This is a genomic window from Algoriphagus vanfongensis DSM 17529 (assembly GCF_000429465.1).
Classification (GTDB): domain Bacteria; phylum Bacteroidota; class Bacteroidia; order Cytophagales; family Cyclobacteriaceae; genus Algoriphagus; species Algoriphagus vanfongensis.
Genome location: NZ_AUBX01000015.1, coordinates 426,799 through 450,499, shown reverse-complemented (window position 1 = coordinate 450,499; position 23,701 = coordinate 426,799). Strand labels below are relative to the sequence as shown.

Here is a 23,701-nt window from a genome sequence, read left to right as displayed (position 1 = left end):
TTACTTCAGCTTTCCAAATATCTCTTCTATCGCTCGGTCAAGCTGCTTTTGATTGCCTTCCAGTCGATCTACAAAATTCTCCTCCACTCGGATATCTGGTGCGACTCCATCCTTTTCCAGATTGCGTCCATCTAGTGTATAGCATCCCCAAGATGGTAGTCGATAGAACGATCCATCTACCAAACCCTGGCCCGAAGTGAAGATAATCCAGCGATAGGTCTCGGTACCGATGATAGTGCCCAGACCTAGCTGCTTAAAACCTTGAGCAGTCATTTCTGCATCCGAAAGGGATTGTTCATTGATCAAGAGAACGATCGGCTTATCAGATGGAGTAAAATTAGGTTGGCTAGTCAACGCTCCGTCTCGGTATTTCCATTGCAAATAGCTCCTCTGGCTGAGAAATTGAAGTACTCTATCGTGGACATTGCCTCCGGTATTGTACCTGAGATCCAAGATCAACCCATCCCGATCTCCTTTGTTGGAAACCATGTATTCCAAAAAATGCTCCAGTTCGCCACCACCCATATTCTTCATATGTACATAGGAAATTTTATCCTGCGTTTTTTCATCCACATAGGCTTCATTTTCGTCCATCCATTCATCATACAGGTTGGTCTTAAAGGCATAGGAGGAAGTCGGATGCACCTTGACTTTTATCTCCACTCCGTTTCTGTCAAATGTCAGCGCTAGTTCCTTGAGCATGGAAGGCTTTGAAAAATAAAAATTTCGGTTTTTAGCAGCATCTATTGCCTCTCCGTCTATAGCCACCAATTTATCCCCCGCCTGAATATCTATCCCGTCAAGATCCAAAGGTCCGTCCTGAACCACCCGATCTACTACATAAGGTGCATCCTCCCGAAAGGCCAAACCTGTCTCCATCGTGCGCGTACCGTGATAGATATCATTTTCTTCACCAAAGCTACTGAACCCAAAATGAGAGGTATTCAGCTCGCCCAGCATCTCGTTGAAGATCACAGATAAATTGGCCCTGCTGCGCAAATAAGGCAGGAACACCGCATAGCGATCTCTCAACTCTTGCCAATCTTCCCCATGAAAATCTCCATCATAAAAGTTCTGCTCCATCCCCGCCCAGGCTTCATAGTACATTTGTTCAAATTCATCCCGGAGATTCTTAGAAAAAGAGGCGGTCAATTTCACCTCCTCGATCTTGTTACTCCCAGGGTCCAGTGTATTGATTTTTCCTCCAGCTAAGAGATAAAGCTTGTCTTTGGCTTCGATAATCTGGTAACCTCCTATTCGCTGATCACTGACCTTTTCTGTTTTAGGGTTTTCAAAATCTTCAAAGGTCGTTTTCCATAGTTTCGGACTTCCTTCATCATGATTCGACACAAAAAAGACATGGGTTTTGCCTCCTTTTTGGTAAACATAGGGGGAGCTTTGTTGTCCAAATCCAGGTCCAACCCGCTCCAATCGCGACATCAGCTCCTCAGGATTGATCTTGACCTCCACCTGCTTTTTGGTACTGTCTTTTTCATCCTTTTTCTTGTCTGCAAATAGCTCCTCCACCTGATCCGATTCAAAAAGATCTCCAAATTTCTCCAATTTCATTCTATACAAATGCGCATCTGTAGTCCCGTAAGGATAGCTCGGCTGGGTCCTATCAGAAGCAAAATAGATATACTTTCCATCTAGAGACCATACTGGATTGGTCTCGGTGACTCGCGTCTGAGTCAAATTCAAAACCTTTCCACTTGATCGATGAAACACCATGACTTCCCGCTCAAAATTACGAATCGGTGCAAACACCACGTACTGGTCATCTGGTGAGAAATAAGGCTCCGGAGTATAAAGACCCCACATCTCATCCTCCACGAGTGTTTTACTCTTGAGTGTCTTAAGATCGATTTCCCGAATTTCTTTTCTTCCGCTGACATAGACTCCAAGGCTTCTGTCTTTATTCAGAGTCAGATTTCTATTCTTGTCTGTATCATCCGTCAGCTGCCTTTCTTCATTGGGCGCTGCAGCCGAGATAGTAAACCAATTGTGATAGCCCTTCACTGTACGGGAATATAGCAAGGTCTCATTATCTGCCAGCCACTTCACCTCTTCTACCGCTTCCTTAGGGTCTGTAGGGATCTGTTTGATAAACTTCCCCTTGCTATCAGAGATAAAAAGCACACCTCGTGATACCAGAGCGATTTTTTCACCATCTGCAGAGACATCAAAGGAGCTGACACTTCCTCCAACCTGATGAGATATAGCTTTGTCTAGAGTTTGGTTTTGATAGATGCTAAACGCTGGCTGACTGGTCTGACCGGTAGCAACATCGTAGACATGGATTTGATAGTCTTTTTGAAAAACAATCTTCTCTCCATTCGCACTTACTTTGGGCCACTTGATGGAAGTTTCAAAATCTGTCAATTGGGTTTTGCTTCCATTTTTCAACGCATACAGATTGTATTCACCATTTGCTTCGTCAGACATGAAATACACGTTTCCTGCTTGATCGATCGTAGCCCCGAAATCCTTGCCTTCGTAATCAGTGTATTCTTGATAGGCTTTTGTCTTGGGATTGTATGATTTGATGTCAGGATTATATTCTCCCTTGTATCGCTTTCGATGGGCAAAATTCTTGCTTTCCCAGCTTTCATTGAAGAAAATTTCTCCGGTGCTGGGGCTTTCGACTACATTGTGTACGGTATTGAAATAGTGTGGAAAAAGTCGCTTGGGAGTAGTCCCAGAAAGGTCTATTTCAAAAGTCGTATAGCGATTGTATCGGTCGGAAGTGAAGTAGATTTTCTGACTGTCCCATGACCAAGATTCCACCTCATCAGCCGATTCATGATAGGTCAGCTGCCGAATCTCTCCTCCATCCAAGGGCATGATGTATACATCCTGATTGCCAAACTGCTCCCCCGTAAAAGCCAGCCACTTCCCATCCGGAGAGACTGATGCATTGCTTTCTTCTCCCTCCATAGCTGTCATACGGAGTGCTTGTCCGCCCTGTACAGGTACTTTCCACAAGTCACCTTCATAGCTAAAGATAATCGTAGACGCATCTGGAGTAAGTGTGGGACCAAATGTAAAATACGGATTCCTCTCCTGTCCATACAATGAAATCATCTGAAAGATCAGGAAAGAGAAAAGGGTAAGTTTTTTCATAGCGGGAGTATTTAGGGTAGCAAAAAGAAAAATACTGCGAATCCTCCAAAATAGAAAGCAGATTGATTCTGACGGTATTCTTACCTTTGCGTATGACTATCAAACTGATCGCCATCGGCAAAACTGACCACAAAGCCATCTTGGAGCTAATCGACGAATACTCCAAACGGCTGAATTTTTATGTCAAGTTTGAACTGGAAATCATCCCTGACCTCAAAAACACAAAGTCTCTTTCCGAATCTCTCCAAAAGGAAAAAGAAGGCGAACTTATTCTCAAAAAAGTGATCCCTTCTGATGATCTGATCCTGCTCGATGAACGTGGCAAAAGCTATTCGTCCGTCGATTTTTCCAACTATATCCAAAAGAAAATGAATGCGGGTCTCAAGCAACTCATCTTCGTCATCGGTGGTCCCTATGGATTCTCAGATGCCGTCTATACTCGTGCCAATGGGAAGATTTCACTTTCCAAAATGACTTTCTCCCATCAGATGATCCGGCCTTTTTTTGTTGAGCAGATTTACCGAGCCTTTACCATCTTACGCGGAGAGCCCTATCATCACCAATAGGAGCAGAGCGCCAATGTTAAGTTTTTCGGAATATTTTTTTCAATGTTACCAAATTGTTAACTTTAGCTTAACATTGATAACATTGGGTTTACAAAACTATGCTCCGATCATTGGCACTCATTCTACTTCTCTTGACTTTTAGGCTTCCAAGCCTAGGCCAAGAGAGCTATGCCAAGGTCGCGGAATTGACATTTGACTCCTCTAGCGAAGCTCAGATATGGGAAAGCAAATCTCCCCAAATGGACCCTTTTGAGCTCTTCACTGCGGTACATGCCCATGAATATTTAGGTTCAGACTCATGGAATGACTTGGTGGCCCTGCTAGATTCAAAATTTGAGAAAAAAGGAAAATCGGAAAATTTCATCAGATACATTTTTGAGAAAAGCCATCAGAAGCTTTTCAAAACGTATGAGCAGCATGCTACTTTTAATCAGATGCTATCCGAAGGCAAGTTTGACTGTGTGAGTGGATCTGCCACCTTGGGGATGCTACTGACCAGGTATGGGTTCAGCCATGATATCATAGAGACGGATTATCATGTGTTTATCATGGTAGACCTCGACGAGGCACCCATTATCTTAGAAAGTACGCTCAAGATCGGGGGCATGATCACCAAAAGCTCCGAAGTGGATAAATATATCCAAGCTTACCTTCCTGAAGAAAAGGGAAACTATCTAAACCTCAATCAGAGGATAGGCTCTCCCGACGTGCTAGAAAGTGAAAAAACGATCTTTAGAAAAGTGAACCTACATCAGCTCGCTGGGCTCCAATACTACAATGATGCTATTATGCATTTCAATCAGCAAGCTTACCGAGTGGCTGCTTCCCAACTGGAAAAAGCGCATCAGTTATACCAATCTGAGCGGATCGAAGGTCTTAAAGACCTAGCCGTGGATCAAGCCTACAAAAGCATAGGCGTAGATCTGAAAAAATAAAAAAGGCCTCCCTCCGAAGAAAGAGACCCATTTGGAATCTGGTTCAGTCACCCCAACATTCCCAAACCCCATCAAAAAATAGCTTCACATCATAAAAGCGATAAAAAAAGCAATCAAGGCTATTCTTGGCCACCAAGCTTTCAAATCCTCTAGCGATATGAGATCATCCAAAGTCATGAAATCAAAGCTAGGTGAAAGCACTACCTCCTCCAATACGACAAATGCCCTATCTTTCGATAGGGCATTTGCTTCTTCGGTCAATGATGATGGCCTCCTGGCCCATGTACATGGCCGTGTTCCAATTCTTCTTTTTCAGCTTCTCTGATGCTGACTAGTTTTCCTTCGAAAAACAAATCATATCCAGCCAAGGGTGGATTGAAGTCCATGTGAACGCCCTTGTAATCCACCTTTGTGATCTCTCCCCTCATTTGGTTTCCTTTGTCATCCTGCATCGGAATCACCCGGCCCACTTTCAGCATCTCCTTGTTTTTCTTCCCTTCTTCTTTAAAATTAGACTTGGGGATGACGACTTTTTTGTTTTCGTCATAGTCTCCATAGCCATTTTCGAAGTCTATGAATACAGAAAAAGAGTCTCCTACTGCTTTTCCCTCCAAGGCTTCCTCCAACTTTGGTAGGACATTCATATGCCCAAATAGAAATGGGAAGGCTTGCTCTTCCCCCACTTCTTCAAATAATTCTTTTCCGGACTCACCGTCGTCCACCATGAGTCGGTAGCTGATCGCTACTACTTTGTCTTTTTCGGCTTTCATATACTGATTTCTTAGATACTTATTGGAATAGATAGGCGAGGCCTATGTGAGCGACGAAATTCTTACGATCGTAGCCGGGCACAAAATACTGATCTGGATTATTCTCCAGATACCATTTGTAATTCAGGGTGCTGACATACTGGAGCTTGCCGCTGAAGAGTAGGTTTCCAAACCTCCAATCTCCAACCAGAGATGGCACAATATCCACATACTTATTTCTCCAATCTTTGGATCCTTCGTAGCGATAATAGTAGAAATCATTGTTGTAAACGATCCGCTCCATCTGCAACCCAATGCGATTCATATCTTCTACCCAAGCAAACTCTACAAAAATCTGATTGCTAGCCGGGCCATTTCCTACTCCAAGCACCTGACCATTGTGTGTATAGCCATGGACCACATGATCGTGGATATACCAAGTACGCAGCTGACGTATCTCTTCTCGGATAGGCTGCCCAGTTTGTGTCATTTCAGAACTAATCTGGAAATATCTCCCCGGCTTCTTAAGAGCCATCAGGTGGGAAAAACCAAAAGTAAAAGCTCGGCCCTTCTCAGGTGTGATCATAAAGTCACTGAGGCGTTGACTATTTCCCCGAGTCCCATATTCTCCATAAAACTCAAAATTTCCCTCTTGGCTGAGCCATCTAAAAAACCCAGAGCTAAACTGCTGCCGCTTGTCACGAGTCAAGTCCACGACATTTTCAGGGCCTTTTCTCCCATTGAATATTGGAAGCAAATCACCGACTGTAGATACATCTGAGCGGTACATATGATTCACTGAGCCATAGCCCAAGAACAATCCCGGCACCCATTTAGGCTGATAGGTCAAAACAAGCCCTCCTAAATAGCGATTGCCATCTTCAGGCTTGGGAATATAGACGGGGTTTTCTTGGATGACATAATCCGAATGAGGTGGCAAATAGCCAGAAGACTTCAAAAATCCTGAAATCAATTGACCTTCAAACGAGCCAACCTTGGTCTGTACAGGCTTGCGTGTATTGAAGGTAAAATGAAAAAAGCCGGGAGCATTATTGCCCAGCAAGAGAGAATTTCTCCGGCCAGGTCCCCACCATAAGTTTTCGGTCGAAAGTCCTACAGAAAACTCATTGAAATTGTATCGAATACTGGACTGTCCCAGATAGGCTTGATTGTATGCATTGGTCCCAAATCGCTCCGGCATATCTATCCTATTCATGTATTCATAATAATAGAGAATAGTCGACTGGTGCTCGATCGGAAAGCCCTTGTAATCTTTATTTTGTGCGAGCAGGAGCTCCGGCTGCAACTGAATAGACCAGTTGCCATATTCAGCATAGACACCTATACTTAAGAGACTTTGAAACCCTCTATTTGGAATAAAAGCCCCATCATTGGCCCCAAAAGCATAGGTAGAATTGTACTGTGTTTTGAAGGTCGCTGGTAGCAGTCGAAACTTGCCTTTATCATCTTTTCCAAACTGCGAATGGACTTTGCTCAGGTCCAAATCCACAACAGAACCATCTACATCAAAGCCATCCTCTATTCCAAATGCCTCGGTGGGATACACTGGCCGCACCATCCAGCTAGATAGGGAGTCCACTTTCCCTAGTAGTTGAGCTCTTCTGAGATATTGATCGAGCAAGGGCATACCCACTGGCACTGTCTGAGTAAAAGCTGAAGTAGCACTTACCAACATGGTAAGAAAAAGTGCAAAACGGATTAATTGACTAGTTCCTTTCATCATCATTTTACATTCAAAGCTTCTACAGTGACACGTGATAGGGACCAAGATTCATCACAGGCTGGATCGGCCACACCTTCAGCCATTAGTTCAGTGTTCCAAAAGATTCGTACCGTACTATTGCTATGCTCGATGATTTTTGAAATGCTATAGCGCGTAGTATAATTAGGAAATGCCCCAAAGGAGCACAATCCCGGAAGGTTCGTCTGTATCGCTCCCGATTTAGGGATATTCTGCCTGAAATAGTCGTTGGGAAAGGACTGATGTAGGCAGTAGGTGGATTCGCAGGGAGTATTGGAAAAAGTAGTGCGGTAGATTTCAGTATTTTCGATTCCCATCAGCCAGATGTCTGGGCCTGATACACCATTTTCCTGATTGCCATCCCAAGTATCATGAACGAGAATTTCAGTAGTGATCTTAAGCATGTTATGAGAAGGCAATGCTTGTAGATTGAGTGCAACCTCTTCATTGTGATAGTAGCCGACGATGGTGTCATTTTGAAAGACAAATAATCTTCCATTCTCAAATCCAGTCAGATTTGTAGTAGAAAAATCATTGTCGTAGACGACCTGAGAAGATTCCAGTGTATCGGTACAAGAGCTCAATCCCAAAAATGATCCTAAAAAGAAAATAAGAAAGCCGCCCCTAAGCCAGGCAATTTGATTCATGTGGTTGTTTTTTTGACCGTCACAAATAAACAAAAAAGGAGCCAATAAGAAGTAGGCATTTTTGACCAAATGGACAAAGCCTTGACAGGGATTCCTTATTTTTGGCACAAATTCGATAGATCATGCCAACTTTTACCATAGTAGCCGGGGCCAGACCCAACTTCATGAAAATTGCTCCAATCATTCGTGCAATTCAAAAAAGACAGCAGAGTCAACCCAACCTAAGCTATAGACTCGTGCACACCGGTCAGCATTATGATCAAAAAATGTCTGGTGATTTTTTTGAGCAGCTCAATATCCCCCAGCCTCACTCCAACTTAGGCGGCGGTGGCGGCACTCAAGCCGAGCAAACTGCATCTATCATGGTAGCATTCGAAAAAGAACTGTTGGACAATCCCTGCGACCTGGTATTAGTCGTGGGAGATGTGACGAGTACTTTGGCTTGCTCTATCACTGCTAAAAAACTAGGAATCGATGTCGCACATGTGGAAGGAGGAATCAGGTCCGGTGATCTGACCATGCCTGAGGAGATCAATCGAATGGTCACAGATTCGATCACAGACCATTTCTTTACTACTTCAGAAATCGCCAATGAAAATCTGAGAAAAAGTGGTTTTTCAGAAGACAAAATCCACTTCGTCGGCAATACCATGATCGATACGCTTATGGCTCAAATGCCAAGATTCAGAAAACCGGAAGGAGAGGTTTTTGAAGAGATCGAGCCCAAAGAGTACTTCGTCATGACCATGCACCGCCCGGCCAATGTGGATCAGGAACACAAACTGAAAGCCATGATTGATGCAATTTTAGAAGGCACCCAGGGACTTCCTATCATCTTTCCTGTTCATCCCCGAACTGCCAAAAACCTGCAATCCATCGGAATCCAATCAGAAAACCTCAAGATGTGCGAGCCACTCGGCTACTTGGAATTCAACTACCTAGTCCAAAATGCCAAAGGTGTCATCACAGATTCTGGAGGCATCACGGAGGAAGCTTCTGTCATGAACGTCCCTTGTATCACACTCAGAGACAATACCGAAAGAGCCGAAACAATTCACCTCGGTACCAACGAGCTGGTCGGCACAGACCCATCCAAGCTTCGACCATTTTTAGACCAAATCATGAAGGGTGAGTGGAAACAGTATCAAGGCATTCCTCTTTGGGATGGAAAAACCTCAGGAAGAATCGTGGATATCCTCTGTAACACCTATGCTTCATGACTGTAGATGAGCGAGTAGATTTTCTTGTAAAGTCTCTGGACATGCTTCCCCATCCTGAAGGTGGCTTCTACAAGGAAACCTATCGAAGCACAGAGGATTTGGATACCAAAAATGGAAAAAGAAGCCTTTGCACAGTGATTTACTTTTTGTTGAGATCTGCAGATGTATCCAGATTTCATAGAATCCAAAGTGATGAACATTGGTTTTGGCATGAAGGAAGTCCTGTAACTATCCATCTGCTTCAAAAGAACGCACATGTAAAGCTCCCTTTGGGCCCAGCAGACAAAGGAAGACAATTTCCTCAGCAGCTAGTCAAAGCCCAGACCATTTTTGGCAGCACGGTTGATCAACCGGATTCCTATGCCTTAGTTTCCTGCGTAGTAGCACCTGGATTTGATTTTCGGGATTTCGAACTATTCAATACCGAGCAATTGCTCGAAAAATATCCAACCGAGGAAGAGATTATTCGAAGACTCACCTGATCAAGCACAAAAAAAGAAGTCCCGATTGAGACTTCTTTTTTAATTGGTTTCACTTGATTATTTACTATCAGAAGGAGTATCCAAAGCTGAAGCTCAACTTGGTTCCCGGAGCCAATCTCGTGAAGTATTGGTCTTCCGCTCCATAAGAGCTAAATACAAGCTCCTTTTTGTCATTCAAGATGTTTTGAACACCCAGGCTGGTTTGGATTCTTTCATCCGCTCCGAAAGTCTTATTGATATTCAGGTTCAAGCTGTGGAAAGGTACGGTGTAAGTATCCGTTCTGTTTCCGAAGCCTACATAGTTCAAGGTAGATCCCTGCACGTTATAATATAGTCCAGCTTCCCATCCGGTATTGTAGTTTTGGTAACCCAAACCTGTGTTGATGATGAATGGCGCCTGTCCAGCCATATCTCTGGTATCTTTCACTGTCTCACCTTCACGAGCAGTCAATTTTCTGGATCTGAATTCTGATTCAGACATTTTGATCTGAGATTCGGTCAAGGTCACGTTGGTATTCCAGTTGAAGTTTTCCAAAGAAGGAGAGATAAACTTCAGTGATTTTCTGAATTCCAATTCCAAACCTGCCACGGATCCTCTACCTACATTTCGAGGTTGGAAAGCACCTGGATCAGATAGGAACTGAACCATTTCGATCGGCTTGTCAAATGACTTGTAGAATGCACTCACTGAGAACATCTGCCCTCTATCTTGGAAGGCTTCCCATCTCAAATCAAAGTTATTGATACGAGTAGATGTCAAGTTGCCATCCCAAAGGATCTCAGTACCTCCGTTAGTTGTCTCCTGGAACAATCCACCGATAAAGGTACGGCCTGTGATCGGATCCAGGATTTCAGCATAAGACAATTCTTTGAAAGAAGGTCTAGCGATCGTTCTGGAAGCAGATAGTCGTAGGTTTTGATTTTCTTTCAGATTGAAAATCAAATTAAGTGTCGGGAAGAAGTCCAAATCGTCCAATACTTTCTCATTGTCCAAGACAATGGTAGCTCCTTGGTTGGTACCTGTGTAGTACTGCGTATATTTCTCCATTCTTACCCCTACGATTGCCTTCAGCTTGTCAGCAGGCTTCAATTCAGCAGAAACATAACCGGCCACATTGCTCAAATCAGACTGGTACTGATTTGGGTTGGTCGGGATGAAATCGGCATTGTATCTGACACCGTTTCTATTATCTGGAGCAAAAAGATTCTCATCGTCCAAGATCTGATTAGGATCTCCTGTCAGGTCTGTATTACCTGTCGCAAATTGGAAGCTTTGGATATTGAAATCTCTGTTTTTGTACACATAGTTTCCTCCGAATTTCAGCTTTCCTTCTCTTTCGAAGAAGAACATCTCTCTAGTCAAATCCAACTTACCGGAGACATTCTCTTCTTCCAAGAATCTCCAAATACGAGTAGGAAGACCTACTTCAGTGGACACTGTATTATTTGGCAATCTGAATCTGGTAAATCTCACATCCGGATCTTCGATCGTGGACTTAGTAGGTGCTACCTTCCAGTTGATTTCCCAAGATCTACCATTCAGGTAGTGAGTACCTCCCAAAAGCACACTTGTCAATGCTCTTTGAGAATACTCCAAGTTGTATTGTTTTGCTTCAAAGTTGGCTCCCAAGTTGGTGTTGACGAAGTCAAACTCACCGGCTTTGGACTCTCCATTTTGAAGGTGCAAGAAGTTCAATTTGAATTTGGAAGCTTCGGTTTTCAAAGCAATCCCAGCCAATCCGCCTAGCAACACATTGTTGACACCGTAGTCACCCATCTGTCTTTCCAAAGGCTCCAACTCAGTATCAGTCGCCTCTCTTGGCTTAGCATACAGGTTAAATTCTGCGTTTTGGTAAAACTCTGTTTCGTTTTTATAAGTCAAAGCTACATTGTAACCCCAAGTCGCTCTTGGTCTCACGAGCTGATTGCCCAATGAAAAGCTAAGCCCAAAATCCATCAAAGAATTGGTGCGATAGCCTCCTAGGGTTTTGTTGAAACTTCCAAGGATGGACTGGTACTCCTGTCCAAGCGGAGAATTTGGGTTTCCGACTACATCCGCATATTGAGGGATGTCTGTTCTACCTCCGGTAGGGATCTCTCTCGTGCCATCATCATAGCCTAGCCAATCGGTCTTGCCTCCATCATAGGTCACATAGTTGCTATTGAAGTGCATCGAAGGGTTGATTCCTCCAGAGATACCGATTTTGGCAACTTTTTCTTCAGGAAAATCTTTGGTTTCGATATCTACCACACCTCCGGTGAAATCCGCAGGCAAATCTGCTGTGAATGACTTGGAAACAATGATATTGTCAATCACATTGGTAGGAAAAATATCCATTTGGATGGTGTTTCTATCCGGATCCAGACCCGGCACATCCACACCATTGAGGACGGTCTTGGTGTATCGGTCACCCAGACCTCGTACATAGATGTATTTGCCACCTTCGATGGATACACCTGTTACTCTTTTCACAGCTGAAGCTGCATCACCATCACCAATCTGACGGAATGTGCTCGCTGAGATACCATCCATAAGGTTGGCAGCATTTCTTTTGACTGACATCAGCGCAGACTCAGTAGTACGAATCGCCGCTGCGGAAACAGTCACTGTTTCCAGGTCTGAGGCTTCTTCAGCCATCAGGATATCGTTGATTACGTTTACTTCTCCTGCTTTTACCTCCACTGCGGTCAGCTCGACAGTGGAATAGGAAATATAAGATATTTGCAACGTGTAGGTCCCTGGATCTACTTGGATTTCGAATTTACCATCGAAATCAGTCACAGCACCTGTAGATGTTTCTTTGACCAAAACTGAAACCCCGAAAAGAGGTTCACCGGTAGCTTCCTCAAAAATTGCTCCCCTCAGGGTGCCTTTTTGAGCAAATGCAAAGCCTGCCAAGAATTGCGTGAGAATCAGCAGACATGAAATGACCAAGGTACGTCGCATAAACGTCTGGGTATTTTTCGTTTTCATACAGCAATAAGAAATTGTCTTTTATAAGGGAAAGGAAGGAAGTTCCTTGCAAGACCTTCCTTCCTTTTTTATGATAAGTTGTGAGACTTAGAAGTCAGCTAGCTCTCCAGCTGCATCAGCCCAAGACCAGCCTGCAAAAGCAGCTTTGTCAGCACCTACAGTATTGGCACCAGCAGCTACAGCAGTAGCATGTGCAGCAGTTCCGCCTTTGAACACATCGCTCAAAGCAACGCCTTCAGCAAGAGTGATCTCAAGACTAGAGAAAGTCAAAGCACCACCAGCAAAGTTGGCGACTGTAGCATCACCGCTTAGAGAAAGATCGCCTCTACCCTCAGTATCCGCTGGATTAGCAAATCCGAAGAAGTAGATGTTAGAGAAAGTTCCTCTAGCTCCATCTCTGAAGTCTCCTAGTTCAGTTACATCGTTACCTTTCACAGAACCGTTTTTCAACGTATGACCAGCATTGAATGAACCTTCTGGACCATCGATTTCAAGAGCGTGGTCAGTTTCACCACCAGAGATCACGATGAAGTTGTCCAAAGTACCAGACCAAGCCTGATCTGTATCCAAAGCATCGTCACCTGCATTCCATACAATCGCATTGGTTACGTTCACTTCTCCACCGAACCACTCGATACCATCATCTTGGTTACCGATTACTTCTACATATTCGATGACAGTAGCAGATCCGACACCGCCTAGGGTCAAACCGTTGATCTCATTACCTTCACCGATGTTAGCACCACCGTGACGGATAGAGATGTACTTCAATGTACCAGAAGACTCCCCTTCAGCAGATCCACCGTAAAGTCCGTTAGTATCTGATGGTGGGATACCTTCAATTTGAGTTTCGGTGATATCACCTGCGAAAGAACCTTTTGCATTACCTAGCACCAAAAGTCCGCCCCAAAGACCAGAGATGTCTGGATCCAAGTTTGGAGAGATGATTTCACCTGGCATGATTTCGTCAGCCACAGTAGTGAAGATGATTGGAGAAGTAGCTTCGCCTTCTGCCATAATAGTAGCTCCTCTAGCGATGATCAAGGCAGAAGCATTAGCTCCAGTACCTACTTCACCTTTTACTACTACACCTGGCTCGATAGTCAAGTTATTTCCAGAAGTCACAGTGATACGACCTCCTAGGATGTATACCTTACCAGACTCCATGGTATAGTCAGAAGTAATATTAGATTCTAGTCTGATAGTAGTAGCTTCAGCACCTACAGTCAAGACGTGAGTAGCAACAGCTTCATCACCGTCTACGTCAGTCACTGTAAAGGTGAAAACCACATTTTTACCAGCATCATCAGCAGTAGCAGTGTAAGAGAATGGAGCAGAAGCAGTAGTTCCGCTCAAAGGAACAGTCGTCAAAGTAGTTCCGTCCTTAGCGATGACTAGCTGAGCCAATCCATCAGGAGCAGATACAGAACCCGTAGCCTCGACAGTACCTCCTACTTCTACAGTAGCAGTGGCAGGGATTCCAGTGATAGTCACACCGTTGTTAGGCGTAGGATCATCGTCATCACAACTGGTGAATACCAGCGTGACAGCAGCGAAAAGAGTTAATAGGAAATTAAACTTTTTCATGGAGTTATTAATTGTTTTTGGTTTTGCATTTATTGGATGACGCTGCAAAACTGTTTCAATTTTTCACCCCAAGAGAATTTTCTGAATTATGGTTTTTTTAATATTGGATACCGAATTTAATATTGGATTAACAGATTCGGCAAAAAAAAAGGCTTTCCTCTCAGAAAGCCTAAATAACCGCAGTTCAATGTTATTTCAATGTTACCGACTTATTAATCGGCACTTTTTCCAAGAGTATTTTGACCAAATCCCTTGTATTGATATTGTCAGCCTCAGCTTCATAATTTAGGATTATCCTGTGATTAAGCACGTCTTCGGCGATCTCTTTGATATCTTCGGGAAGGACATAATCTCTCCCATCCATATAGGCTACAGCCTTGGCTGCTAAGTTCAAATTGATACTCGCACGAGGTGAAACTCCAAATTGGATATACTTGGCTTCATTTTTCAAACCATACTGCTCTGGAAATCTGGTTGCAAACACCAATTCAATGATATATTGCTCCAAGGGCTCCGCTATATTGATTGCATTGATATCATTGCGAATATCAAAAATATCTTGCTTGGAGAGTACTGCATTGACTTCTGAGCTAAAAGACATGTTGGCCATTCGTCGCATTACCTCCATCTCATCTGCCTTGCTTGGATAGTCGATGTGTACTTTCATCATGAATCGATCAACCTGAGCCTCCGGCAGCGGGTACGTCCCTTCCTGATCCACCGGGTTTTGTGTAGCCAGTACCAAAAAGGGTCTATCCAGCTTGAAAGTCGTCTCGCCGATCGTCACCTGCTTTTCTTGCATTGCTTCCAAAAGCGCAGACTGAACCTTTGCCGGAGAACGGTTGACCTCATCAGCCAGGATCAAATTGGAGAAAATCGGGCCTTTCTTAACTTCGAAATTGGCAGTCTGCTGATTGTAGATCATCGTTCCGATCAAATCTGCCGGCAACAAATCCGGGGTAAACTGAATTCTATTGAAATCAAGATGAAGAACCTTGGCAAGCGTATTGACCGTCAGAGTTTTGGCCAAACCCGGCACACCTTCCAGTAGGATATGGCCATTGGTAAAGAGCCCGATCAAGAGACGGTTGACCATTTTGTCCTGTCCGACTACGACCTTTCTTACTTCCTCTACTACGGCTGCGATTTTTTCCTGATGCATGGAGCAAACTATATTTAATACGAATGGGACACTAAAATAGAAGATTTTATCCCCAACACAATCTTAATTCTTAGAAGCGGTATTCTTAGTGTAGAAAAGGGATTTTTAGGAATTTTTAAGAAGAATAAAAATAGCTCTTGCAAAGACGTAAAGGCTAATTTCCTTAACTAGATCTCATCTACTTCCTACGAAATCCACTCAATCCCAAAGCTCTATATACTTCCTGCTGCTCCAGTTCACGCACTTCTCCCACTTGAAAACCCTCTATCGTCAGCTTTTCCATGGACCATCTCACGAGCCGAAGTGTGGGAAACCCCACAGCTGCTGTCATTTTTCTGACTTGCCGATTTTTGCCTTCGATCAAAGTCAGCGAAACCCAGGTATCCGGCACATTCTTTCGATATCTGATGGGAGGATCTCGATCTGGCAGCTCTGGAATAGATTCTGGGATTTTGGCGATGGCAGGCTTAGTTTGGTACATTTTTCCATCGACATTGATTTCGACCCCATTCTCAAGCTGGCGAAGATCCTCTTTCTCGGGAGCTCCTTCCACTTGTGCCAAATAGGTGCGTTGGTGTCCAAAACGTGGGTTCAGCAGGTGATGATTAAGCTGCTTGTCATCCGTGATCAAAAGCAGTCCTTCACTGTCCTTATCCAATCTGCCTACGGGATATACCGTTTTTGGGAAATGAAAAAGAGAGGCCAATGTTTGCCCCTCTCCACTGAATTGACTTAAAACCCCGAAGGGTTTGTAAATGATAAAATAACGAGCCAAATCCGATGCTTAACTACCGCAACCTACACAGTCGATGCTAGAATCCATTGGCTTCACGCCCTTTAGCTTCATTTCCAAATTGTGTATTTGGTCTCTGAGGTCCATATCAGCAAACATGTCACCTGTCAGCTGACCTTTCAATTCCGCAATCTGCGTTTCGAGTTCTTTTAGTTGTACTTCGCTCATAAAAGTGATGGTTTAAGGATGTTGTGAAGGGTTAAAATAAGAAGAAAGACGGGGAAGTTCCCGACCGTTCAAAAGAATTTTACTCAAAAATGATTCCAACTGAAAATCAAGGAAATAAAAATCCTGATTTGACTTACAAAAGAATCCATTTTCATCATGTAGTTGGAAGACTTGCATACATGTGATTTACGAAGTACGATTTACGGGCAGCAGTTAAGACTATGGGCTTGTCATTCACTATTCAAGGCGATCAAAAAGAAAACTTCTAATTGGCCTTTCTCGACAAAAAGGAATTCAAATCATTTGCAAAGAAGTGCCGGAAGTCCCACATTAAAACATGAATTCACTGATCCAACTAAGACACAGCCTTCATCAAAACCCCGAAATCGCAGGTGAGGAAAATCAAACAGCCCAACGAATCCTTGAGTTTTTCAAATCCTTAGAACCGGATGATGTGATTGAAGGATTGGGCGGAACAGGCCTGGCCTTTACTTTCAAAGGGAAAAAGCCCGGCAATCGCTTGCTCTTTCGCTGTGAATTGGATGCGCTTCCAATTAAGGAGCGGGGAAATCCGTCTTACAAAAGTCAAGTCAATGGAAAAGCTCATCTCTGTGGTCATGATGGGCACATGGCAATCATTTGTGGATTGGGTGAAAAACTAGCTGCAAAAAGGCCGGAATCCGGAGAAGTGATGTTGCTTTTCCAGCCAGCTGAAGAGACTGGAGAAGGGGCAAAGCGAATTCTAAAAGATCCCAGATTTGGGTTCATTCTCCCTGACTTTGCCTTTGCACTTCATAATCTTCCTGGCTATCCCCTACATCAAATCATTACTCGTCAAGGAACATTCGCAGCAGGAAGCACTGGTGTCATCTATTCTTTCGAAGGAAAAACATCCCATGCCGCTCATCCTGATCATGGGATCAACCCTGCCTCTGCTATTTCTCAACTAGTTCTGGACATTCCCACTGTTATCGAAGGTCTAAATGGCTTTGCTTTGGCTACAGTCATCCAAATTGCTTTAGGAAGTCAGGCCTTCGGGACAAGTGCTGGATCGGGCAGTCTTAGTCTTACCCTCCGGGCTTTTGATCAAGATGTATTGGAGAAATTGAAATCCCAAATGGAAGAAAAGGCAAATTCTTTGGCGAAAGCTCATGGGTTGAAATTAGCCATCAGCTATCAGGAAAGCTTTGCTGTGTCTACCAACCACCCAAAAGCAGCAGCAATCGCTGAGACAGCTTTTCAATCTTTAGGATTGGAGATCGTTGAAAATTCCGATCCCTTTCGTTGGTCGGAGGACTTTGGACTGTTCAGCCAATACTGTCCTTCCTATTTATTCGGATTAGGTGCCGGAGAGCACTGCCCCCAACTCCATGAACCGACTTATGATTTTCCGGATGAGTTGATTGAGACGGGTATTCGAGTTTTCGAAAGAATAATGAGAGATCAGTCCAACGGAAAATCATAGACCAGCCCAACACTTGCAAAATGGATATAGGCGAAATTATATACCTGATCCACATCAGCTCCCCCCTCAATCAGACGATATCCTGCTTTGAGTCGAAGCCCTTCTTTCACGATCGGATAATAAGTTCCTGCAAAAACATCCTCTGCCCTACCTTGTGGACCTACCAAGGCATCACCCTTTAGTACAAGCACAAGCTTCTCATTTGGATGATAGTTGACATTAAAGCTAAGCAATGGAACAAAACCCAGATCGGTATCCTCTGCTTCCACATCTCCTTGGCTCAATGCAATCCGAGCATCTCGCGCCAAAATAGTAGCACCTAGGTCCACAATCCATCTTTCATTGTCAGTCACTCGGTAGCGATAGCTCGCCCGATAAGTATTGAATTGATAACTTCCATCGATTCCATCTCCACTAAATCGCGTACCTGCGAAATCAATTTCCCCAAGTTGGGCATCCTCATACCCAAGCTGCAAGGGTGCGGCAGTCAGCTCAACTGTATGTCTACCCTTAATCAGATAGCTCATTTCAAGTCTAAAAAAAGCACTTGGCTTTGGTGAGAAATCATCTTGCAACGAAAAAAGTGTCCCAGAACTGGATTCTCCATTTGGCACCCGAACGTCATTATACTGCGAAAATGCGGCTCCAGACTCCATAGTGACACGAAACTGGGATTTGACTAAGTGGGGCACCGTGAGAAATAATATCAAAAACAAAAATCTAATCTCAAGCTTTTCCATTGGTATTAAAGAGTCTAAGGTTGATTGATTATCCTGAATACTCTTCTAATCATGCAAAGGAGCCGCCATCCTTTTTGTCAAAAGTAAAAAACAAAGCCCCCCACAGATAAAATCCATGGAGGGCCTTGAGATTATAAAATCTAAGGTTACTTCTTTTGCGCCTTTTTCATCGGATTAGAGCCCATAGAAGCTCCTCTTGCGCCCATGTTATTTTTATACAATTCAAAGCGAGTTGGCTGATATTGTCTCGGCCAGTAGTTGCTGGACTCATCGATATCCGCAGTCTCTCGCAGTGGATCCAAAACAAAGCTAACCACCTCTTTTTTCTTAGGGAAAATCTTGGTCACCTGAGTTTCATTGTGTCTCCAGATCTCGGCTGGGATTCGCTCAATCTCCGAGCTTCCATCCGCATACTGAAACTCGATGATCAATGGCATCACCAATCCACCCACATTCTCAAAAGTGATTTCGTAGAAATTCATATCTGAGTTCAACAAAGCTTTCTCTTTGTCAGAAAGGCTGGCCATGTATTTTTTGTATTCATCCTCATCTTCTGGAGTGACGGTGAAAGGATTGTAAGTCGTGTAGAAATCTCGGGTTGCCGCATCCTTTTCCAATACAGTCTCTGCTACAGCTTCCTTGTTGTAGGTTTTGGAGACATAGGATTCTTCCAAGTCAAATTCGGCTTGCTCAGCAGCTTTCTTCTCAGCCGGAGTTCTATTGTCCAATTTGAACCACTTCACATCATTGATGGCGATATCCACTGGCTCGGTACCATAAAACCAACCTCTCCAAAACCAATCCAAGTCAACCGCAGAGGCATCTTCTAAAGTTCTGAACAAATCGTCCGGAGTCGGATGCTTAAACATCCATCTTCTTGCATACTCCTTGAAAGCGAAATCAAACAGCTCTCGTCCCATTACCGTCTCACGAAGGATATTCAAAGCAGTCGCAGGCTTGGCATATGCATTTGGTCCAAACTGAATGATGTTTTCAGAATTGGTCATGATAGGCTCCAAGGTGCTCTTTTCACTTCTCATGTAAGGAACAATCTTATGCGCAGGACCTCGTCGGGAAGGATAGTTTCTGTCCCACTCTTGCTCCGCCATAAACTGCATAAAGGTATTCAAGCCTTCGTCCATCCATGTCCACTGTCTTTCGTCAGAATTGACAATCATCGGGAAGAAGTTGTGGCCTACTTCGTGAATAATCACGGAGATCATTCCGTTTTTGATCGCTTCAGAGTAGGTGCCATCCTTATCTGGGCGACCATAGTTGAAGCAAATCATCGGGTATTCCATCCCATTGCTTGCCTCCACAGAGATCGCTGTTGGATAGGGATAGTCAAAAGTATGTGCAGAATAAGACTTAATCGTGTGAGCTACCACTCGGGTAGAATATTGTCCCCAAAGCGGATTCGCTTCTTTGGCGTAGTAAGACATGGCCATGACGTCCTTTCCGGCTTGCTTCACCGCCATCGCATCCCAGATGAATTTTCTGGAAGAGGTCCAGGCAAAGTCCCTTACGTTTTCAGCCTTAAAAACCCATGTTTTTTTGTCTTTTGACTTACTTTTCTCCAGTTTCTCTGCCTCTACCTGAGTACGAATGACAACTGGATTGTCATAGGTTTGCTTCGCCTGATTCCAGCGATCCATTTCTGTGGAAGAAAGAACCTCTTCTGGATTTTGCAAGACTCCTGTCGCTCCCACCATATGATCCGCTGGCACCGTGATGTGTACTTCATAGTCTCCAAAGGTCAAAGCAAATTCACCTCTACCGAGAAACTGTTTGTTTTGCCAGCCTTCGAAATCGGAATAAACAGCCATTCTTGGGAACCATTCAGCCATGGTATAGAGGTAGTTTCCATCTTCTGGAAAATACTCATAACCAGGGCGTCCACCGATATACCCCACACGGTCTGTAATATTAAAAGACCAATCCACTGAGAAAGTAAACGTCTCACCTGCCTTCAAAGGCTGGGGCAAATCGATCCGCATCATGGTATTGTTGACAGCCACGGGGATAGCATTTCCTTCTGTATCTTTGACATTCAACACCTTGTAGCCAAATTCTTCATTCTCCCAAAGAATCCCTTCCAAGCTGCGCAAAGTCATCCGAGAATCAACCGTACTTTCTGCCACTTTAGGCGACATGGATTCAGCACCTCTTTGATTTTCTTCTAACTGAACCCACAGATAAGTCAATTGATCAGGTGAATTGTTGATATAGGAGACCGTTTCCTTTCCTTGGATGGATTGATTCGTGTCGTCGAGCTCTACTTCGATCTTATAATTGGCCTGCTGCTGCCAATACATATGTCCCGGTGCTCCGGAAGCAGTCCGATAGACATTGGGAGTACGAAGCATCGGGCCAAGCTGCTCAAATCGCTCAGCATGGTTTTGCTCTGATCTTTGCGCTTGACCAAATGATTGGCTGGAAAACAAGGCTAAAAGCAAAAAGGCTAGTCCTGTCTTTTTCATAGGGTGATTAATTTATAATTAAAACTTTCACTTCTGTAGGTTCCTTTGACTTAAGGCTTAGGGCGCCTATTCTCAAAGAGAACCTGATTACTTATTTGAGTAAGGATAGCTTACCAAAATTTCGTTTCTAACATCAACATCAAGGAAACTCCCAGTACCATGGAAGCTACCACCAAGGTCCATTCCTTTCTATTGACTCCTGCGATCCCCACCAGTACGGAGGTCATCAAGAGAAAGACTCCCACGATGACTAGCTGTCCCGCTTCCAAGCCCAAATTAAAAGCCAACAGAGGCTTCCAAATGATGGCTTCTTTTCCCAGTAATTCTCTCAGGTAATTGGAAAAACCCAATCCATGGATCAATCCAAAAAACAAGGCGAGTAGATAATTCATCTGTACATTTTTACCAGAGGAAGGTCTCGGCTTGAGTATCGTCACAAATGCGGTAATCGCGATAGTGACAGGTATCAGGAATTCGATAATATCAGACCTGATCTCCACTACTTTGAAGGTAGCCAAGGCCAAAGTAAGGGAATGCCCTATCGTAAAAGCAGTGACTAATATGATGATTTTCCTCCAGTCTCTGGGAATATAGACCGCACAGAGCGCCAACACAAAGAGAATGTGGTCGTATCCATTGATATCCAGAATATGTTGAAGCCCTAGGCGGAAATAAAGTTCGAATGAATTCATAATCTAAGAAAATACCTCAATTGAAGTAAATTAGCCGCAATAATACTGGATAATACTCACAATAAACACGCAAAGCACACCAAATGCAACAGTTTTACATCTCTATGATATCTCTGGGATGGATGGTATGGATGCACCCATTTTATATCTCCCTCACAGAGATCCGGCAAAACCCTGATAGCCAGAGGCTAGAGATTGCCCAGAAAATCTTTTGGGATGATTTGGAAGTGGGGCTGAGAGAATACTATGATGAAAAGATCGACTTTCTCAACCCTACTGATTCTGAAAAATTGACCCAACAAATCACAGACTACCTTCTTTCCCACTTTGAGATCAAACTCGATGAGAAGGAAATCTCCTTGACGCTATTGGGCTACGAAATCGAGGAGGATGCTGCTTGGTTCTACTTGGAATCAAAACCAGCTGAGTGGAAAAGTAAAATTCAGGTGACCAATCGCATTTTGACAAATGAGTTTTCCTCTCAACAAAATATCATCCACATCTACAAAGACAGCCGAAGCCCCAGAAGTATGCTGCTTGGCAGAGGGAAGGAAAAAGATTCGTTGAGCTTTTCGAGATAAGATCTCAACTTGCTAGAAATAAGAAAGTCCGACTCAAATGAGCCGGACTTTCTATTTACATCAATCCAAAACCTTAAGATGGATTTTGAACCATATTTTCGTTGGCATTCAACTCATCGATTGGAATCTGCCAAGTCCACAAATTGGAACCAGCAGGCTCTTCGAATTTATTGTTGATGACAGAAGCTACGTGGTTTGCACCAGTTCTATCCAATGGTAGGTTCAAACGCTTCAAATCATAGAATCTGAAACCTTCACCCCACAATTCGATTCTTCTTTGAACCATGATCTCTTCGATCAAAGCAGCACCAGTGTTTCCAGAAGCAGTATATTCCGGATCACGCTCAGCCATAAACTCTGTCAAAAGAGTAGCTGCTGCTCCGTCTTGACCGGATCTAGCTAGTGCTTCTGCTTCCAAAAGATACATTTCAGCAGCTCTCATGTAAGGCACATCACCTACAGAAGACGCATTGCCTTGCGCAATAAACTTGCGGTTCATGTAGTCGATTTTTGCAAAAGTAGAAAGTGTCATCTCGTCGATGTATGGGTCTCTCAACTCTGGATCAGAAGCATTAGGGTCCCAAAGGCCTTTTCTATAATCAGAATCAGAAATCATGTCATAAAGCGAGCTATTGATTGCTTTAGGATTGTTTCTAATGTTGGTAGAAGAGAAGTTCAAAGACATATAAGCAAAATAAGATGCAAAGTAGGTCTGCTGATCATCCACCTGATGAGAGCCCCAGATCCACTCAGCATTATCGTAGCTGTTGAATCCACCGTATAGGTCAGCTTCAGACATCAAAGAATATCCTTCTCTAGCATCATTTGCAAAAGTTGCCGCCTCAGCATATTTACCTTGGGTAAGCAATACTCTAGCTTTAATGCCATTCACTACGTTGATATTCAAATGAGACTTGAAGTTTCTGCTTTCGTCTAGCAAGGCGATAGCAGCATCCAAATCAGCATTTACTTGAGTGTAAACTTCCTCTACAGTATTTCTAGCTCCACCTTCAGTGATAGGCTCAGTCACTACTGGCACTCCCAGTTGGGAATTACCACCTGCAAAGTCATAACGATCTGCAAACAACTGTACCAAGTTGAAATGAGCCCAAGCTCTATAAGCCAAAGCCTGGCCTTTGATCTCATCTTTTTCTTCTTGTGGGCCATCCGCTTCATCAATATTAGCAATGATCAAGTTAGCGTTACCGATGATTTTGTAATAAAATCTCCAGACAAAGCGTACATCACCACTCGTCTCCAAGATATGGTTTTGCCATCTGCTGATGGAGACATACCATCCGTTACCAGTGGTAGTCATGACGACATCGTCTGCCAATACCTCTCTCATGATCATCACGGCACCTTCACCAGCCTGACCTTGGGAGTCATAGCGAAGCAAAAGAGATCTGTGAATCCCATTCAATGCGGTCATTGCATTTTGGGTAGTGGTAAATACAGATTCTGAGGAAACTGCATCTGTAGGCACTGTATCCAAATAATCGTCTGCACAGCCAAATGTAGAAAAGGCTAATGCGAGCGCAGCTATTGGTTTAAATATTTTCTTCATGTTAGTCA

General features: G+C 43.7%; 20 protein-coding genes. 6 read left to right on the top strand and 14 right to left on the bottom strand.

Going from position 1 to position 23,701, the window contains the following annotated elements; translation table 11 throughout:
- Positions 1–3,123, bottom strand: a complete 3,123-nt coding sequence (locus G460_RS0115305; RefSeq protein ID WP_026956187.1) for a S41 family peptidase — start codon at positions 3,121–3,123, stop codon at positions 1–3.
- 92 nt (positions 3,124–3,215) lie between these two features.
- Between G460_RS0115305 and rlmH the strand changes: the two genes are divergently transcribed.
- Positions 3,216–3,689 carry a 23S rRNA (pseudouridine(1915)-N(3))-methyltransferase RlmH gene (gene rlmH, locus G460_RS0115300; RefSeq protein ID WP_026956186.1) on the top strand — a complete coding sequence of 158 codons (474 nt, stop codon included), beginning with the start codon at positions 3,216–3,218 and terminating at the stop codon, positions 3,687–3,689.
- Between the two features lie 98 nt (positions 3,690–3,787).
- Positions 3,788–4,624: a hypothetical protein gene (locus G460_RS0115295; RefSeq protein ID WP_026956185.1), complete on the top strand. Its 837-nt coding sequence runs from the start codon at positions 3,788–3,790 to the stop codon at positions 4,622–4,624.
- Between the two features lie 84 nt (positions 4,625–4,708).
- Here the strand turns inward: G460_RS0115295 and G460_RS23220 are convergent, their stop codons facing one another.
- The 4 genes from G460_RS23220 to G460_RS0115275 are packed head-to-tail and all read right to left on the bottom strand — an operon-like array spanning position 4,709 to position 7,782.
- Positions 4,709–4,885, bottom strand: coding sequence for a hypothetical protein (locus tag G460_RS23220; protein ID WP_157366939.1), 177 nt, complete (start codon positions 4,883–4,885; stop codon positions 4,709–4,711).
- Positions 4,882–5,394, bottom strand: coding sequence for an FKBP-type peptidyl-prolyl cis-trans isomerase (locus tag G460_RS0115285; protein ID WP_026956184.1), 513 nt, complete (start codon positions 5,392–5,394; stop codon positions 4,882–4,884). The genes G460_RS23220 and G460_RS0115285 overlap by 4 nt, the downstream gene beginning before the upstream one ends.
- A gap of 19 nt (positions 5,395–5,413) precedes the next feature.
- Positions 5,414–7,117: a capsule assembly Wzi family protein gene (locus G460_RS0115280; protein WP_026956183.1), complete on the bottom strand. Its 1,704-nt coding sequence runs from the start codon at positions 7,115–7,117 to the stop codon at positions 5,414–5,416.
- Entirely contained in the window at positions 7,117–7,782 is a 666-nt protein-coding gene (locus G460_RS0115275; protein ID WP_026956182.1) for a hypothetical protein, read from the bottom strand. The genes G460_RS0115280 and G460_RS0115275 overlap by 1 nt, the downstream gene beginning before the upstream one ends.
- A 122-nt stretch (positions 7,783–7,904) precedes the next feature.
- Here G460_RS0115275 and wecB point away from each other — a divergent pair, with 122 nt between their 5' ends.
- Entirely contained in the window at positions 7,905–9,002 is a 1,098-nt protein-coding gene (gene wecB / locus G460_RS0115270; RefSeq protein ID WP_026956181.1) for a non-hydrolyzing UDP-N-acetylglucosamine 2-epimerase, read from the top strand.
- The gene (locus G460_RS0115265; protein ID WP_026956180.1) at positions 8,999–9,484 is read left to right on the top strand and encodes a cupin domain-containing protein; all 486 of its coding nucleotides are present in this window, start codon (positions 8,999–9,001) and stop codon (positions 9,482–9,484) included. The genes wecB and G460_RS0115265 overlap by 4 nt, the downstream gene beginning before the upstream one ends.
- A 67-nt stretch (positions 9,485–9,551) precedes the next feature.
- Here G460_RS0115265 and G460_RS0115260 read toward each other — a convergent pair whose 3' ends face one another.
- From G460_RS0115260 to G460_RS23340, 5 genes are all read right to left on the bottom strand, one after another.
- Entirely contained in the window at positions 9,552–12,431 is a 2,880-nt protein-coding gene (locus tag G460_RS0115260; RefSeq protein ID WP_026956179.1) for a TonB-dependent receptor, read from the bottom strand.
- Positions 12,432–12,545: 114 nt separating this feature from the next.
- Positions 12,546–14,045 carry a hypothetical protein gene (locus G460_RS0115255; protein WP_035464496.1) on the bottom strand — a complete coding sequence of 500 codons (1,500 nt, stop codon included), beginning with the start codon at positions 14,043–14,045 and terminating at the stop codon, positions 12,546–12,548.
- Positions 14,046–14,235: 190 nt separating this feature from the next.
- Entirely contained in the window at positions 14,236–15,207 is a 972-nt protein-coding gene (locus tag G460_RS0115250) for an AAA family ATPase (protein WP_026956177.1), read from the bottom strand.
- A 178-nt stretch (positions 15,208–15,385) separates the two neighbouring features.
- A complete protein-coding gene (locus G460_RS0115245; RefSeq protein WP_026956176.1) occupies positions 15,386–15,982 on the bottom strand; it encodes a pseudouridine synthase in 597 nt (198 codons plus the stop codon).
- A 9-nt stretch (positions 15,983–15,991) separates the two neighbouring features.
- The gene (locus G460_RS23340) at positions 15,992–16,168 is read right to left on the bottom strand and encodes a hypothetical protein (RefSeq protein WP_169817520.1); all 177 of its coding nucleotides are present in this window, start codon (positions 16,166–16,168) and stop codon (positions 15,992–15,994) included.
- Between the two features lie 337 nt (positions 16,169–16,505).
- On the opposite strand from G460_RS23340, the gene G460_RS0115230 reads away from it, so the two are divergent.
- Positions 16,506–17,633, top strand: a complete 1,128-nt coding sequence (locus G460_RS0115230) for an amidohydrolase (RefSeq protein ID WP_026956175.1) — start codon at positions 16,506–16,508, stop codon at positions 17,631–17,633.
- Here G460_RS0115230 and G460_RS21955 read toward each other — a convergent pair.
- The 3 genes from G460_RS21955 to G460_RS0115215 all read right to left on the bottom strand — a co-directional run bounded on the left by G460_RS21955 (position 17,612) and on the right by G460_RS0115215 (position 21,545).
- Positions 17,612–18,373: a hypothetical protein gene (locus tag G460_RS21955; protein ID WP_051316065.1), complete on the bottom strand. Its 762-nt coding sequence runs from the start codon at positions 18,371–18,373 to the stop codon at positions 17,612–17,614. The genes G460_RS0115230 and G460_RS21955 overlap by 22 nt on opposite strands.
- Before the next feature lie 146 nt (positions 18,374–18,519).
- A complete protein-coding gene (locus G460_RS0115220) occupies positions 18,520–20,853 on the bottom strand; it encodes a M1 family metallopeptidase (protein WP_026956174.1) in 2,334 nt (777 codons plus the stop codon).
- A gap of 110 nt (positions 20,854–20,963) precedes the next feature.
- Positions 20,964–21,545 (bottom strand): HupE/UreJ family protein, encoded by a 582-nt coding sequence (locus G460_RS0115215; protein WP_026956173.1) that lies wholly within the window; start codon positions 21,543–21,545, stop codon positions 20,964–20,966.
- 83 nt (positions 21,546–21,628) lie between these two features.
- Between G460_RS0115215 and G460_RS0115210 the strand changes: the two genes are divergently transcribed.
- Positions 21,629–22,126: a DUF6702 family protein gene (locus tag G460_RS0115210; RefSeq protein ID WP_026956172.1), complete on the top strand. Its 498-nt coding sequence runs from the start codon at positions 21,629–21,631 to the stop codon at positions 22,124–22,126.
- A gap of 73 nt (positions 22,127–22,199) precedes the next feature.
- Here G460_RS0115210 and G460_RS0115205 read toward each other — a convergent pair whose 3' ends face one another.
- Positions 22,200–23,693, bottom strand: coding sequence for a RagB/SusD family nutrient uptake outer membrane protein (locus tag G460_RS0115205; RefSeq protein WP_026956171.1), 1,494 nt, complete (start codon positions 23,691–23,693; stop codon positions 22,200–22,202).
- Positions 23,694–23,701 lie beyond the last annotated feature (8 nt).